The organism is Kribbella catacumbae DSM 19601 (assembly GCF_000372465.1).
GTDB classification, from domain to species: Bacteria; Actinomycetota; Actinomycetes; order Propionibacteriales; family Kribbellaceae; genus Kribbella; species Kribbella catacumbae.
The window spans coordinates 67,283-80,770 of sequence record NZ_AQUZ01000018.1; the positions used below are offsets into that span (position 1 = coordinate 67,283).

Annotated in this window: 15 protein-coding genes; 2 read left to right on the top strand and 13 right to left on the bottom strand. The window is 68.2% G+C overall.

The window, feature by feature from the left end; translation table 11 throughout:
* Positions 1 to 112: 112 nt before the first annotated feature.
* The 3 genes from A3ES_RS51360 to A3ES_RS0119870 form a co-directional block, all read right to left on the bottom strand.
* Positions 113 to 556, bottom strand: a complete 444-nt coding sequence (locus A3ES_RS51360) for an alpha/beta hydrolase (RefSeq protein WP_157630627.1) — start codon at positions 554 to 556, stop codon at positions 113 to 115.
* Complete coding sequence (locus A3ES_RS47710) at positions 475 to 1,554, bottom strand: alpha/beta fold hydrolase (protein WP_157630628.1); 1,080 nt, start codon at positions 1,552 to 1,554, stop codon at positions 475 to 477. Before A3ES_RS47710 ends, A3ES_RS51360 begins: the two co-directional genes overlap by 82 nt.
* Before the next feature lie 101 nt (positions 1,555 to 1,655).
* On the bottom strand, positions 1,656 to 2,018 hold the full coding sequence (locus A3ES_RS0119870) for a nuclear transport factor 2 family protein (protein ID WP_020388596.1): 363 nt from the start codon (positions 2,016 to 2,018) through the stop codon (positions 1,656 to 1,658).
* A 114-nt stretch (positions 2,019 to 2,132) separates the two neighbouring features.
* Here A3ES_RS0119870 and A3ES_RS0119875 point away from each other — a divergent pair, with 114 nt between their 5' ends.
* Positions 2,133 to 2,924 carry a helix-turn-helix domain-containing protein gene (locus A3ES_RS0119875; RefSeq protein WP_020388597.1) on the top strand — a complete coding sequence of 264 codons (792 nt, stop codon included), beginning with the start codon at positions 2,133 to 2,135 and terminating at the stop codon, positions 2,922 to 2,924.
* A gap of 67 nt (positions 2,925 to 2,991) precedes the next feature.
* Here the strand turns inward: A3ES_RS0119875 and A3ES_RS0119880 are convergent, their stop codons facing one another.
* The gene (locus tag A3ES_RS0119880; RefSeq protein ID WP_020388598.1) at positions 2,992 to 3,942 is read right to left on the bottom strand and encodes an anti-sigma factor; all 951 of its coding nucleotides are present in this window, start codon (positions 3,940 to 3,942) and stop codon (positions 2,992 to 2,994) included.
* A complete protein-coding gene (locus tag A3ES_RS0119885; RefSeq protein WP_020388599.1) occupies positions 3,939 to 4,460 on the bottom strand; it encodes a SigE family RNA polymerase sigma factor in 522 nt (173 codons plus the stop codon). Before A3ES_RS0119885 ends, A3ES_RS0119880 begins: the two co-directional genes overlap by 4 nt.
* 182 nt (positions 4,461 to 4,642) lie before the next feature.
* Between A3ES_RS0119885 and A3ES_RS0119890 the strand changes: the two genes are divergently transcribed.
* Positions 4,643 to 5,851, top strand: coding sequence for a hypothetical protein (locus tag A3ES_RS0119890; RefSeq protein ID WP_020388600.1), 1,209 nt, complete (start codon positions 4,643 to 4,645; stop codon positions 5,849 to 5,851).
* Between the two features lie 252 nt (positions 5,852 to 6,103).
* Here A3ES_RS0119890 and A3ES_RS0119895 read toward each other — a convergent pair whose 3' ends face one another.
* The 8 genes from A3ES_RS0119895 to A3ES_RS0119930 all read right to left on the bottom strand — a co-directional run bounded on the left by A3ES_RS0119895 (position 6,104) and on the right by A3ES_RS0119930 (position 13,446).
* A complete protein-coding gene (locus A3ES_RS0119895; RefSeq protein WP_026163024.1) occupies positions 6,104 to 7,180 on the bottom strand; it encodes a DUF222 domain-containing protein in 1,077 nt (358 codons plus the stop codon).
* Between the two features lie 279 nt (positions 7,181 to 7,459).
* Positions 7,460 to 7,783: a hypothetical protein gene (locus tag A3ES_RS0119900; RefSeq protein ID WP_020388601.1), complete on the bottom strand. Its 324-nt coding sequence runs from the start codon at positions 7,781 to 7,783 to the stop codon at positions 7,460 to 7,462.
* A gap of 170 nt (positions 7,784 to 7,953) precedes the next feature.
* Positions 7,954 to 8,079, bottom strand: a complete 126-nt coding sequence (locus A3ES_RS56770) for a hypothetical protein (RefSeq protein WP_020388602.1) — start codon at positions 8,077 to 8,079, stop codon at positions 7,954 to 7,956.
* Positions 8,080 to 8,152: 73 nt separating this feature from the next.
* Positions 8,153 to 8,959, bottom strand: a complete 807-nt coding sequence (locus tag A3ES_RS0119910; RefSeq protein ID WP_020388603.1) for a hypothetical protein — start codon at positions 8,957 to 8,959, stop codon at positions 8,153 to 8,155.
* A complete protein-coding gene (locus A3ES_RS0119915) occupies positions 8,956 to 9,504 on the bottom strand; it encodes a SigE family RNA polymerase sigma factor (protein WP_020388604.1) in 549 nt (182 codons plus the stop codon). Before A3ES_RS0119915 ends, A3ES_RS0119910 begins: the two co-directional genes overlap by 4 nt.
* Positions 9,505 to 9,574: 70 nt before the next feature.
* Entirely contained in the window at positions 9,575 to 10,912 is a 1,338-nt protein-coding gene (locus A3ES_RS0119920) for a GGDEF domain-containing protein (protein WP_157630629.1), read from the bottom strand.
* Positions 10,913 to 11,076: 164 nt separating this feature from the next.
* The gene (locus A3ES_RS0119925) at positions 11,077 to 12,618 is read right to left on the bottom strand and encodes a helicase HerA-like domain-containing protein (RefSeq protein ID WP_020388606.1); all 1,542 of its coding nucleotides are present in this window, start codon (positions 12,616 to 12,618) and stop codon (positions 11,077 to 11,079) included.
* Positions 12,619 to 12,741: 123 nt separating this feature from the next.
* Positions 12,742 to 13,446: a L,D-transpeptidase family protein gene (locus tag A3ES_RS0119930; protein ID WP_040455056.1), complete on the bottom strand. Its 705-nt coding sequence runs from the start codon at positions 13,444 to 13,446 to the stop codon at positions 12,742 to 12,744.
* Positions 13,447 to 13,488: the final 42 nt, after the last annotated feature.

The window sequence follows — 13,488 nt, forward strand, 5'->3', positions numbered from 1 at the left end:
GGTCCGCCGAACCGGGAACGGGGAGGCCAAACACCCACCAATCACATCGTGGAACGATCACTGCCGCCGGATCCTCGGTGCCTTTGCGGTCTAGCCGGTGCGCCTTTGCGGTCTAGCAGGTAGAGCGCTTCGGCGGGAGGTCGCCGTCGAGCAGGTACTTCGCGATGGCGGTGCGGGCACATTCGGAGTTGAAGTACGCCGTGTGGCCATAGGCATCGGCTATCAAGAGGTGACTGCCGCGGATCTGACGCGCCAGGCCGCGCGCGTTGCTGACCGGGGTGGACGGGTCCTTGCTGGTGGAGGTGATCAGGATCGGCGGGATGTCCTTCACCGGCGTCGGCTGCCAAGGGTTGCTCGGCGCGATCGGCCAGCCTGAGCAAGCCGCTGTGATCACCCACCCCTCGACGGCCGCGCCGACCCGAGGCGCCACCGCCTTGGCGACGGCGAGCCGCGCCTTCGCATCGGCGTACCCCATCAGCTCACCGGGCAGATCCATGCAGGACACGGCGGCGTACGCCGTTTCGTAGTCGCCGAGGTAGCTCGTCTCGGCGAACAACGAGCCGTCTCCCTTGACCGCCTGTGCCAGCCCGTTGGCCAGCGCCGGCCAGGGATCACCGAGGAAATCCGTCTTCGGCAGCAGAGCCGGCAAGGCCATCCGCATCGTGTCGCCGGTGACCGGCGGGTGATCAGGGACCTGCAGGGGAGTCTTGTCGGCCTTGCGACCGTCTTGTCCCAGACGGCGCCGACATCCTGCCCGTGCAGCGCGCACGCCGTCTCCTTGTCACACCACTCGGCGAAGCGGTTGAAGGTCTCCTCCATCACCTTCGCCTCCTCGAGCATGAACCGGGTCGGCCTCTGCGCGTGGTCGACGATTCCGTCCAGCACCATCCGGCCGACGCGCTGCGGGAAGAGCTGCGCGTACGTCGTACCGAGGAAGGAGCCGTAGGACAGGCCGATGAAGTTGAGCTTGTCCTCGCCGAGAGCGGCCCGGATGGCATCCATGTCGCGGGCCGCCGTGCGGGTGTCCAGGTTGCGCATCAGCTCGCCGTGCTGCTTGATGCACTGCTCGCCGGTCGCGCGATTGGAGGCCACCATCGCGTCGTACTGCGCCTTGCTCTTGGGGAACACCGGTACGCCGGCGCGCAGGATCGGCCCGCAGTTGAGCGCCGTACTGCTGCCGCTGCCGCGCGGGTCGAAGCTGACCAGGTCGTACCGGTCGCGATAGTCCGCGAACAACTTGTCGCCGAGACCCGCGGCGAAGATCGACGCCCCGGCGCCACCGGGACCGCCGGGGTTGAAGGTCAGCGAGCCGAGCTTGTGCGCTTGGTCCTTGGCCGGCACGCGCGCGACGAAGATCTGCGTCTTCGCCCCACCCGGCTTCGACCAGTCCAGCGGGACGGTCAACTTGCCGCACTGCTCGACGCCGCCCGGTCTACAGTCGCTCCAATTGATGGGCTCGGCAGTTGCCGCCGAAGCAGTAGCCGGCACCAGAGCGCCGACGATGCCAGCGGCAACCACCACAGCCGAAAGCCCTTTGTTCCAACGTTTTTCCATGACCTCGAACCTAGGCCGCCGGGTGGGTAGCCAGGAATCCCCCATCAGTCGGTCTACCGGGCCCGACCAAAGTCGTAGCCGGACCCTGACCTACCCCTGACCTAGTGCGCCGGCGCGAAGTCCAGGAAGCCGATCACTTCGTGGATGCGGCCGTCGGGAGCGAGGGTGACGACATCGGTGCCGCCGGCAACGGGCTCCTGCCCTTCCGCGGCCAGGTGCCAGGTCCAGCGGAGGCGGTTGTGGTGCTCCTGGATCTCGCCGGTCACCGAGAAGGCGTGGCCGGGGAACATCTGCTGTGCGGTCCCGACCAGCTTGTTCAGGCCGTCGTACCCGCTGACCTCGAAGCTCGGGTCGACGAAGCTTCCTTCGGGCGCCCAGGTCTTGGAGATGATGGCGGATCGGGCGTCGGCGTCGGCCTCGTTCCACATCGCGAAGTACTGGCCGGCCAGGGTGGTGGCGTTCATTTGGTGCTCCTCAGGTTGGTCGTTGCGATGACCTGAACTCTGCCGCCGGACCCGGTACCGGTCGATGACGTCAGAGGTAATGGAGGTGACCACCTCAGCGGTTACGGTCGGGACATGACCGCAACGATCGACGAGACGTTCCAGCGCCCGGTGGGCGAGCTGTTGCGTGCCTGGCGGGAGCGCCGCCGGCTCAGCCAGCTGGACCTGGCCAACCAGGTGGAGGTGTCCACGCGGCACGTGAGTTTCGTCGAGACCGGCCGCTCCAAGCCGAGTCGCGAGATGGTGCTGCGGCTGGCCGAGCATCTCGACGTACCGCTGCGGGACCGCAACCAGTTGCTGCTCGCCGGCGGCTATGCGCCCATCTACACCGAGGCCTCGCTGCACTCACCGGCGATGCTGGCGATCCGGGAGGCGCTGCGCCGGTTGCTAAAGGCCCACGAGCCGTACCCGGCGCTGGTCGTCGACCGCTGGTGGAACATCGTCGAGGCCAACGCGGGCATCCAGTTGTTCACCGAGGGAGTGTCGGCCGAGCTGCTCAAACCGCCGATCAACGCGCTCCGGCTGACCTTGCACCCCGACGGCCTCGCGCCACGGATCGGCAACCTGCCCGAGGTCCGCACGAGCGTCCTGTCCAGCCTCCACCGCCAGGTCACCAGCACCGCGGACCCCGACCTCCAGGACCTGTACGACGAACTGCGCGGGTACTCCGGCGGCGAGCGGACCGAGATCGCCGGCGCGGCCGAGGTCGTAGTACCGATGAAGCTCCGGCAAGGTGATCGGGAGTTGTCGCTGCTGACCACGATCGCGACGTTCGGCACCCCGCTGGACGTGACGGTGTCGGAGCTGATGATCGAGTCATTCTTCCCGGCCGACGAGAAGACGGCCGAGCACCTCCGGAAACTGTGATGCTGGCGGGTGGAACCACCGGCGAGTAGAGGTCGATCGCTCTACTCGCCGGCGGATCGGGGGTTGCCTACCGGTGGGAGGGGGTGCCGGTGGGGAACGACGGGGGAGGCGTGTTCGGCCAGCTCGGCGTCGCGGTGGGCCACGTCGGCTTGGGCGGCTTGGACCAGGTCGGCGTGGCAGTCGGCACCGGCGGGTGAGTCGGCTTGCCCGGCAGCGACGGCGTGGCCGTCGGGACCGGCGGCAGGGTCGGCTTGCCCGGCTTCCCTGGGAGGGAAGGTGTTGCGGTCGGTACCGGCGGCAGCGTCGGCTTACCCGGTAGCGACGGCGTGGCCGTCGGCTCGGGGAGCTGCACGCAGGGCGGCAGTTCCGGCTTGCCCGGCGCAGACGGCGTCGGCACTGGCGGGAGAGTCGGCTTGCCCGGCAGTGACGGCGTCGGAACCGGCGGCAGCGTCGGCTTGCCCGGCAACGTCGGCTTCGTGGTCTGCACCGTGGGCTTGCCCGGCAGCGACGGCGTCGGCACCGGCGGCAGCGTGGGCTTGCCCGGCAACGTCGGCTTCGTGGTCGGCAGCGTCGGCTTGCCCGGCAGCGACGGCGTCGGCACCGGCGGCAGCGTCGGCTTGCCCGGCAGCGTCGGCTTCGTCGTCGGTACCGGCGGCAGCGTCGGCTTGCCCGGCTTTCCTGGCAGGGAAGGCGTTGCGGGAGGCGGCGGCAGGCTCGGCTTGCCCGGCGTCGGTACGGTCGGCAGGCAGGTCGGGGCCGCCGTCGGGAGGTTGGTGGGTACCTCGATCGGCGCCGGTGGCTTGCCGTCGCCGGCCAGCAGGTTCCGGACGTCGGAAGGTCCCCCGACCGCGGCGGACACTGTAGCGACAGTGCCTGCGAGGGCCGTCACGCCCGCCGCGGCCAGTCCTCGGCGGAGCCAGGCGAGCCGGCGGCCGCGACGCATCAGGTCGGCCGGGTCGGGCTGCCAGGGCTCCAAGTCGTACTCGAGCGCGCTGCGCACCCGCTGCTCGTCGGTCATGCTCTTCCTCCAACAGTGGTGGTGTCGATCAGGTCGGGTGCGAGACGCAGCTTGGCCAGAGCCCGGGACGCGGTGCTCTTGACGGTCCCGGCGGCCATGCCGAGCAACTCGGCGGTCTCGGCCTCGGAGAGATCCTGCGAGTAGCGCAGCGCGACCACGGCTCGCTCTTTGACGGTCAGACCGGCCAGAGCCGCAAGTACGGCCTCCCTGGTCTGCACCTCCGCGGAGAAGTCGGCGACCTCGCGGCGATCCCAGTGGTTGTCCACCGGGTCACTCGGTACTTCGTTCGTCCAGTGCCGACGGGACGCGGTCAAAAACCTGTTCACCAGCACCCGGCGTACGTAGCGAAGCGGATCACCGTCAAGCCGGTGCCACTTCGGATACGACCGCATCAACGCTTGCTGAACGAGATCCTCGGCCGTATGCCGATCCCCGCACAACACCTCCGCGAAGCGGAGCAACCGGGTCGACTGGGCCTGCACGAATCGCTCGAAGTCGGCGTCCGCGGTCCGGGTCATCGAATCTCCTCTGCCTGCGTCACACCCGTCCCAACCCGCTGGGTCACCACTTAGGTTCTGTTACGTCACCAATTGATCGGAAGAAATTTATTGACGAGCTATACCGCAGATCCAGTTTGTTTGTCACATTGGGTGAACCGGGTAGTGCACCCGGTGACCTTCACCGCCCCGGAGGTACAGACATGCGTATCACCACGAAGGTGCGGACAGCAGTCTGTCTTGCTGCTGCTGCCGCCATCACCCCGCTCGCACTCGCGGCCGGGCCGAGCTCCGCCGCCTCCACCGACCCCGTCAGCGTGGCTGCTCAGCCAGTCGACGGCTCTACCAACGTCCGGGTCGACGGCAACCGGATCATCCTCGGCGACGCGCCCCCGTCGATGGGATCGATCGAAGTACGCCAACGCTCCGGCATCGCCAACCTTGCCCCGGTGCACTTCGCCGCGGCTACCTCAGCCGTCGTCGTCGACTACACCGCCGGTACGCCGGACCTGTGGACGGCCGAGGTCGACGTACGGGCTCTGGTCAAGGACAGGTGGTCCGAGTGGACTCCCGCCAAGGCCGGTCAGCCGACGGCACTGCCTGCCGCCAGCGACCAGGTCCAGCTCAGGATCATCGTGATCGCACCGCCGCAGGGTGGCAGCCCGTGGATCAGCGACGTGAGTGTGCACCCCACAGATCAAGCGGCCACCAACCGGATGGCGATCCAGGCCGCGCCCTTGAAGTCACGCGTCTTCGCCACCCGCGAGGGCCTGGTCGGCGGTACGACGGCCAACGGGCACGTCATCATCAGCCGCGACCACTTCGTCGCGTTGCCGTCTCGCCGGGGCCTGGCGAGCAACGGCTCGGGCAACTACTCGGTCAAGGTGTGCACCGCGACCCGGTGCGCGTTCGAGCCGGTCTGGGATGTCGGGCCGTGGAACACCAAGGACGACTACTGGAACCCGAGCGCCACCCGGGAGATGTGGAAGGACCTTCCGCAGGGCCGGCCGGAGGCGCAAGCGGCGTACCAGAACGGCTACAACGGCGGGAAGGACCAGTTCGGCCGAACGGTCGCCAACCCCGCCGGGATCGATCTCGCGGACGGCACCTTCTGGGACGCGCTGAAGCTCACCGACAACGCATGGGTGGACACGACCTACCTGTGGACCGGTGACGGCGGTCGCGGCACCGTCTCGATCTCGTCCGGCTACCTGAACGTCCGCAACTCCGCGAGCTCCAGCGGCGCGGTCGTCGGGATGGCAGGCAAGTCAGCCCAAGTAACCGTCGAGTGCCAAACCACCGGCCAAAGCGTCACAGGCTCCCAGGGCACCACCAACATCTGGCTCCGCGTCCACACCGGCATGTACGTCTCCAAAGCCTGGATCTCCGCAGGCACCTTCTCCGCCTGCTGACCCACTGCCATCCGAAGGACCGAGTTGCCGGTCCTTCGGACGGTCTGCGGCCGGATGATGACCTGGGTCAGCGGCGCCCGACCGTGGTCGAGTGGCGGATGTGGCGCCTCGACTTCGCTGACCTCGTCCGGGCGTGCGCCACCGGCCGGATGTAAACATGGGTCAATGGCGCCCGACCTCGTCGGTGGGCGCTTTGGGCGCGCGGCGGAGGGCCGCGCCGGCGGCTGGTGGGCCGCCGGCGGTGCGGTGGTGCTACGGGCCCGCTGACGGGGTACTGCTGCCGCCCCAGGGGTCGAGCAGTGCGACCGCTTCGGGAGTCAGCCAGGACAGACCTCCGGTACCGGCCTGCGGCTTGGCGCGCGGGCTAGGCGGGGCGAAGAACCGGCCGGGATGTTCTTGGTGTGGGTCGCCGCCGCCGGGCCCGGTGGACTCGCCGGGCTCGGCGGACTCGCCGGGGGTGCCGGGTGTGCTGGGGGTGCGTTTGCGGGGCATGGTGGCGGCGGCTGCGTTCAGGATGGTGGTGAGGGCGTCGGCCTGGCGTTTGGCGTGCGAGCGCGGGTCGAGGTCGCCGTCAACGGTCCGGTGAGGTTTCGAGAGACGGTTGATCTGGGTCCGGAAGAGTTCGGCGTTCTCGCCGGTCAGGTAACCGTTGATCCTGACGCCGCCGTCGGCCCGGCGCAGCGACAGGGTCTCGTTGGCGTGGGCGTCGTCTTCGGCCGGTTCGGGGCCGTCGGTGTCCAGCCTGTTCAGGACCTCGCGACCGAACTCCACCAGCCCGTCAGGGCTCAACAGCCGGGCAGCCTCGATCATCTGCTCCTCGGCCACCCGCAACTCCTCATCAGAGACCGTCGGCGGGGCCTTCTCCAACGTCGACACGATGGCCTCGGCCTGGCCCGGGTTCAACACCACCACACCCTGCACCCCACCCCCACTCCCATCGCCATCCCCGTCCACCTGCGCGTCCGCGTCGGCGTGAGAGTCCGCGTCCGCGGACGCGTCCACGTCGGTGGGGTCGGCGTCGTCGAAGCTGGTGTCGGTGGGTGTTTGGGGGTCGGGCAGGGCGGCGGTGACGGCGGTGTACTTGGGCAGAGCTTTGCCGGTTTTGAGGTCTCGGCGGACGTCGCGGGGGTTGCGGTGGTGGCGCAGCGCGAGGAACTCGACGGTGTCATGGGCGCCGATCACTTTGGCCAGGCCGCGGTGGTCGAGGTCGGCGGTCACCTGGAGCCGGTAGGTGAGCAGGGTGGACAGGGCAGCGTCGACGCCGTCGATGGTGGTCAGCAGGGCGCTGTCACCGAGCATCGACGGTGGGAGTAGCTGCGAGGTCTCCATACCCAGAACTCTAGACGAGGCCACCGACAGTTTCTGTGGCCGGAAGGCCTTATCTATAAGAGGATTCGTGATTGGCCGGAACTGGTCAGGTTATGCACAGGGAGCTGCGAGTTGTGGAAAGCCGATGATGTTGCCAACAGCAACAGTCGGCGATCTGTGACAGCCTGCATCGGTTGAGAGTTCACGTGGCGACGGAGGCGTGGGCTAGCCGGTCGAGGTGGTTGGTAGGAGAGCGTGGCGTTGAGGTTGGCCCCGCGTAGGTCGATGGGCTTGGCCTGGTCAGCAGCCGTGGGAGATCTGTGCGCAGGTTTGTTCGCCCCAGATCAGCCGGAACTCCTTCAAGACCGAGCCGTTCAAACGCTGCAGGGTCACCTTGATCTTCGGGCGGTTCGTGGCGGAGCCCGGAGTCCAGGACCTTGCCTCGCGATGCTGCATCAGCCAATAGTTGCCCTTGACAACTGCATTCGCGGTCGTGCCGTCGGGAAACGTGTAGGCGATCTTCGCGACACCGGTGGGCAGCTGACCGGCCGCCCAGTAGTAGTCGTATTCCTTGCCCTGCATCGGGATGAGGTTGTTCGCCACGGCGAAGGTGTCCGCGGTCAAAGCTGGTCTACCGATCTTGGCCGGCTCGCGCAGCGAACCTTCGCCATTGTGGCGCGCGTATGCCGTACTGCACCCAGCCCAGTAGTTGCCATTAGCAAGCACCACCACGCTGCCCGGCTTGCCATCGAGACGCGCGGCCAGCTTGACCGATCCCAGAGGATGCTGGGCTTTCAGCAGATCCTTGCAAGCCTTAACCGGATGTTGTTCGCCGCGGCGGCCGCAGCGCCCGCGATACCGGCGACAGCTACCACCGCCAGCCCACCGACCGCCAACTGCTTGATCACGTGCTTCTTCATCTGTTGCCCTCCGCAAGGTTTTCCTGCTGGTCGGGCTGAAGGACGCGAGGCCGGCCGAAAAGGTTCTGCCTGTTCAGCAACCGTGCGAGATCTGCTCGCAGGTCTGCTCTCCGGGCTGCAGCTTGAACTTCTTCAGGACGGCACCGTCTGCCGCAAGCAACCGAACCTCCACTCGCTCAGGACTCGGCGTAGTCTCCGGGCCTGCCATCGGCACCGAGTGACGCATCAGCCAGTACTTGCCGCTGACTACCGCATCGACGGAACTGCCACCGGGGAACGAGTAGCTGACCTTCGTCACACCGACCGGCAGCAACCCCGCGGCCCAGTAGTAGTCGAAGTCCTTGCCCGCCCTGGTCACCACGTTGTTGGCCACGGCAAAGGCATCGGCGTCCGACGTGGCCGGCCGCCGGATGGGGCCAGGGCTTCGCGCGGACATCCTGACCGAGCCGCCGACCTGGCGGTAGCCGGTGTCACAGGCAGTCCAGTTCTTGCCGTCAGCAATCACTATGAGAGAGCCGTCTGCCGACGACAGCAGGGCCTGCTTGGCCGTCTTTGGTCCAAGGGCCAAGTCATGCACACGCAGCTCTGCCTTGCACTGCGCGACCAGCGTCGCCACATTCGGCCCTTGCGGCGTAGTACGGGTCGCCTTCGGAGTACTGACTGAAGGCGTCGGCTGCTCGACCACTGGGCTGCCACTCGGCCGAGTCCCGGCGATCACACTCACAGCAACCACAGCCAGTACTGCGACCGCTGCCGCGCCGCCGACCGCCATGCCGCGTTTCCGGCGGCGGCGGTGTGCGCCGGCGATCACGTTCGCTGGGTCGAGCGGATCGATGCCATCCGGCGCGCGCAGTACCTCCCGCAGTTCGTCGTCGTTCATGACTGTTCTCCCGCGTAGCTGTCGCTCAATTCGGGGGCGGAACGCAACTTCTGCAAGGCCCTGGCGTTTGTACTCTTCACCGTTCCCAGCGCTACGCCGAGGGTGGCCGCGGTCTGCGTCTCGGTCAGGTCCTCGACGTAGCGCAGTACCACCACGGCTCGTTCCCTTCTGGTCAGCGTCGCCAGCGCTTCGGTGATCGCCAGCCGGCGTTCCACGCCCGTACTCGGGTCGGCCGCCGTTCGGCCGCGCAAGGACGAGCTGAACTGCTCGTCGAGCTCGCTCGTGCTCCCGCTCGGGCGCTCTCGCCACGGCCGGCGCCGGATCCAGGACAGATGCTGGTTGACGACAGCTTGCCGGACGTAGGCGAAGGGGTCGCCGAGCTCGATCCGGTCCCAGCGCAGGTACGCCTTTTCCAGCGCCGTCTGCACCAGATCCTCCGCCAGCCCGGCATCACCGCACAGCATGCGCGCGAGGTGCACCAACCGCGCCGAGCGCGCGAGCACGAAAGCCGTGAAGTCCTCATCGCGGCTCGCCGACCGCTGCATCCGCCCCCACCTTCCTCAGGCCCTCAGGCCGTAGGACGTCAGCGGGCCGCAAAAGGTTCTGCGGACGGAACTATCGGTGTTGGAGGTCAGCCGGCGGGCGGGCCGCAGTACCGGCGCGGCCGGGCTCGAAGGAGCGCTGGGGCTCGATGAGCATGTCGGCGGCCAGCCGGACCCGGTCGCGGCCGGCGGCCTTGGCGGCGTACATGGCGCGGTCCGCGCGCAGCAGCAGGTCGTCGACGGTGCTCCCGTCGGCGGGATAGACGGCGACCCCGATCGAGACGGTCAACCGGAAGGTGTCCGGATCCAGATCGGGATCATCCAGTACTCCGGCGCACATCGCGGCCAGCGGACTCGCGGCGACCGCCGAGCGCAGCCGGTCGGCCGTCACGGTGGCGTCGTCGAGGTCGGTGTCGGGCAGGGCGATCACGAACTCCTCGCCGCCGAACCGGCCGATCACGTCCTTGGTCCGGATCGCCGAGCGCAGGATCGTCGCGACCGCGCGCAACGCCTCGTCGCCGACCAGGTGGCCGTGCCGGTCGTTCACCAGCTTGAAGTGGTCGATGTCGATCAGCAGCACGGCCATCGGCTCGCGCTGGGTCCGGGACACCCGGAGCATCTCCTCGGTCCGGCGGCGCCACCAGTCGACCCGCCCGAGGCTGGTCTTCGGGTCGGTCTGCGCCTCGGACTCCAACTGGCCGAGCAGCAACGCACGCTGCGCGGTCAAGGTGATAGGGATCGCCACGAAGGCGAACCACGGGCTGACCAGAGTCGCGGCGGCGAGCAGGCAGCCGAGCGTGCCGGCGGTCGCGTCGACGCACAGGTCGTCCTTGCCGCCGACCGTGTCCTGCCGGCTGCTGCCCGGCACGATCAGCGAGATCGCCAGCCCGCAGAGCAGGGTGTCGGTCGCGACGTAGGCCAGCGCGCCGCCCGCCATCGAGATGACCAGGCCGAGCTCGCTGCCAACGGCCAGCTCGCGAGCGGACAGGTAGACGGCGTGCGCGGCACCGATGGCGAGCACGTGGACCGCGGTGGAGAAGGCCCAGCGGTACGGCACGCACTTGCCGGCCCGGATCCGCCACCAGATCCGCAGCAGCACCGCGACGAGGATCGCCAGCGCAGGATGCAGGACGAGCGCGGCCGCGATCATCCAGGCCGGGGCGAGGTCCTTGTGCAGCGCGCCACCGCGCCGGCGCCGGCTCTCCACCCGGCGCGCGCCCTCGACCGAGATCAGCGCCGAGACCGTCAGCGCGAAGACGATCTCGAGCCCACGCCCCGACGGTAGAGCGGAGAAGGCATGGACGCCGTAGCCGATCGCCGCCAGGTCCACGAGCAGGACCATGCCGAGCGCTGGGACCGACAGCGTCCACAGCGCCCAGGAACGGACCGCTCGCCTACTCTGCGCAACCATTACCCCACACGGTACGACGAGTGAGGGTTCGGTCCCAATCGGCGACGGCGCGCTGTGGATAACCAGTTGGACACGAAAGTCGCTGGTTGATTAGTCAGTCGTTTGATCAAGGATCAATGATCGCCATACCCAGGGTGACTATTGCATCAGGGTCGAATACTTGGTCAGCGTTTGCGGCGGGCCGCGCCGAACAGGCCCCGGATGATTTCCCGGCCGGCCGACCGGGCGAACTGCTTGAAGGCCGATGAGCCGACAACCTGCTCCACCATCCCCTTGTCCTGCTTCTGGCTGCGCGGTGCCGCCTTGGGCTCCGGCGCCGGCTTGTTCTGCGCCTCCGCCTCGGCCTGCTCGGCACCCGCCTGGACCTTGGCGGCCAGCTTCTCGTACGCCGACTCGCGGTCGATCACCTCGGTGTACTTCGCGTTACCCGCCGACGCCTGCACTGCGGCCGTCAGCTGCTCAGCCGTCGCCGGCGCCATCAGCGACAGCGGTGCCCGCAACCGGGTCCACGCGACCGGGGTCGGCGCGCCCTTCTCGTTCATCACCGTCACGACCGCCTCGCCGATCCCGAGCTGGGTCAGCACCTCGCCGAGGTCGTACGACGAGTTCGGGAAGGTCGACACGGTCGCCTTCAACGCCTTCGCGTCGTTCGGGGTGTGTGCGCGCAACTGGTGCTGGACGCGCGAACCAAGCTGCGCCAGGACGTCGTCCGGTACGTCCTTCGGCGTCTGGGTGACGAAGAAGACGCCGACACCCTTCGACCGGATCAGCCGGACGGTCTGCGCGATCGAGTCCAGGAACGCCTTCGAGGCGTCCGCGAACAGCAGGTGCGCCTCGTCGAAGAAGAACACCAGCTTCGGCTTGTCCACGTCGCCGACCTCGGGCAGGTCGTGGAACAGGTCCGCCAGCAGCCACATCAGGAAGGTCGAGAACAGCGCCGGCCGGTCCTGCAGGTTGGGCAGTTCCAGCAGCGAAACGACACCCTTGCCGTCTTTTTGCTGCAACAGGTCGGCGGTGTCGAACTCGGCCTCGCCGAAGAACGCCTCGGCGCCCTGGTCCGCGAAACCGATCAGTGCCCGCAGGATCACTCCGGCGGTCGCCGCGGACAGCCCACCGAGATCCTTCAGGTCGGCCTTGCCGTCGTCGCTGGTCAGGTGGTTGATGACGGCGCGCAGGTCCTTCAGGTCCAGCAGCGTCAGGCCCTGCTTGTCGGCGTAGTGGAAGATCAGGCCGAGCGAGGACTCCTGGACGTCGTTCAGCCCGAGCACCTTGGACAGCAGGACCGGGCCGAACGAGGTGATGGTGGCCCTGATCGGTACGCCGGTGCCCTGCCCGCCGAGCGCGTAGAACTCGGTCGGGAAGCCGGTCGCCGACCAGTCCTGCCCGATCGTCTTGGTCCGCGCCAGCAGCTTCTCGCTCTCCTGGCCCGGCTGCGAGATACCCGACAGGTCGCCCTTGATGTCGGCCGCGAAGACGGCGACCCCGGCCGCCGAGAGCTGCTCGGCCATCAACTGCAGGGTCTTGGTCTTGCCGGTACCGGTGGCGCCCGCGACCAGGCCGTGCCGGTTCACCATCGACAGCGGGATCCGGACCGCCGCCTCGGGGTTCGGCGTACCGTCCACGAGCAGCGCGCCCAGCTCGATCGCCGGCCCCTCGAACGCGTACCCCTGCTTCACGGTCTCCACGACGTCGGCTGTCTCGGCCATGTCAGCCTGCCTCTCGAACGAACGAAGAAAAACTCGGTCCCCTGCGCTCGGCATGCTAGTGCCCCGAGGCGGAGGTTGGCTGAACCTCACACGCTCGGGGCACTGAGTGGTTTGCAGTACTGGTCAGCGGATGACGACCACCCGGGTCGCCGTGGCGGCGAAGGACCAGATGGTGGCCGACATCGCGGCCGAGACCCGAATGCAGCCGTGCGACGCACGGTAGTTGGTGCCGAGCAGCCAGTCGGCGTGGATCTGGGCGCCGCCCCGCTGGTACGTCGGGATCTGGTGGAAGCCGACCCCGCACGGCGCGAACCGGACGAAGTTGTTCAGGTAGAGGCTGCCGCCGTCGGTGTTCTTCCTGATCCGGGCAGCCCGGCCGCACTTGGCGCCGCTGGTGTAGGTCCCCGCCTTCAGGTACTGCGGGTTGTCGATGATGCCGCCCTGGCGCACGACCTTGCCTCGTGCGTCGACCAGCCAGACCCAGTTCTGGCCCTGGCTGATCACGATCCGGCGGCCGCTACCGGTCCTGGCCGGTACCGCCCGGACATCACAGCGCTTCGCCGTCGAGGCCAGCAGCCGCGCGTACGACGTGGTGGTGAGCGTGCCGGTCTGGCTGAGCTTGTTGGCCGACTGGAACCGCACGGTCGCGGCCTTGGTCATCGCGCCGACCTTGCCGTCGACGGGTCCCGCCGTACAGCCGAGCTTGTTCAGGCGGGTCTGGGCCGCCTTGTTCTGGCTGATGGTGAGCGCGTCGGCCGGAATCGTCGTACCGGCGACGGCCACGACCAGCACGGCCAGGCCGGCACCCAATCGGGTCAAAGTCCTCATTTTTACTCCCCCTACTAGTCCCTATCCCCATTGGACGACGGA

Bases quoted from the DNA above. Each gene is read 5' to 3' on its own strand.
- A3ES_RS0119875 (WP_020388597.1), top strand. From the start codon at position 2,133: ATGACCGCAACGATCGACGAGACGTTCCAGCGCCCGGTGGGCGAGCTG.
- A3ES_RS0119895 (WP_026163024.1), bottom strand. From the start codon at position 7,180: ATGGAGACCTCGCAGCTACTCCCACCGTCGATGCTCGGTGACAGCGCC.
- A3ES_RS0119915 (WP_020388604.1), bottom strand. From the start codon at position 9,504: ATGCAGCGGTCGGCGAGCCGCGATGAGGACTTCACGGCTTTCGTGCTC.
- A3ES_RS56770 (WP_020388602.1), bottom strand. From the start codon at position 8,079: ATGAAGAAGCACGTGATCAAGCAGTTGGCGGTCGGTGGGCTGGCGGTG.
- A3ES_RS47710 (WP_157630628.1), bottom strand. From the start codon at position 1,554: ATGGAAAAACGTTGGAACAAAGGGCTTTCGGCTGTGGTGGTTGCCGCT.
- A3ES_RS0119910 (WP_020388603.1), bottom strand. From the start codon at position 8,959: ATGAACGACGACGAACTGCGGGAGGTACTGCGCGCGCCGGATGGCATC.
- A3ES_RS0119930 (WP_040455056.1), bottom strand. From the start codon at position 13,446: ATGAGGACTTTGACCCGATTGGGTGCCGGCCTGGCCGTGCTGGTCGTG.
- A3ES_RS0119885 (WP_020388599.1), bottom strand. From the start codon at position 4,460: ATGACCCGGACCGCGGACGCCGACTTCGAGCGATTCGTGCAGGCCCAG.
- A3ES_RS0119880 (WP_020388598.1), bottom strand. From the start codon at position 3,942: ATGACCGACGAGCAGCGGGTGCGCAGCGCGCTCGAGTACGACTTGGAG.
- A3ES_RS0119870 (WP_020388596.1), bottom strand. From the start codon at position 2,018: ATGAACGCCACCACCCTGGCCGGCCAGTACTTCGCGATGTGGAACGAG.
- A3ES_RS0119890 (WP_020388600.1), top strand. From the start codon at position 4,643: ATGCGTATCACCACGAAGGTGCGGACAGCAGTCTGTCTTGCTGCTGCT.
- A3ES_RS0119920 (WP_157630629.1), bottom strand. From the start codon at position 10,912: ATGGTTGCGCAGAGTAGGCGAGCGGTCCGTTCCTGGGCGCTGTGGACG.
- A3ES_RS0119925 (WP_020388606.1), bottom strand. From the start codon at position 12,618: ATGGCCGAGACAGCCGACGTCGTGGAGACCGTGAAGCAGGGGTACGCG.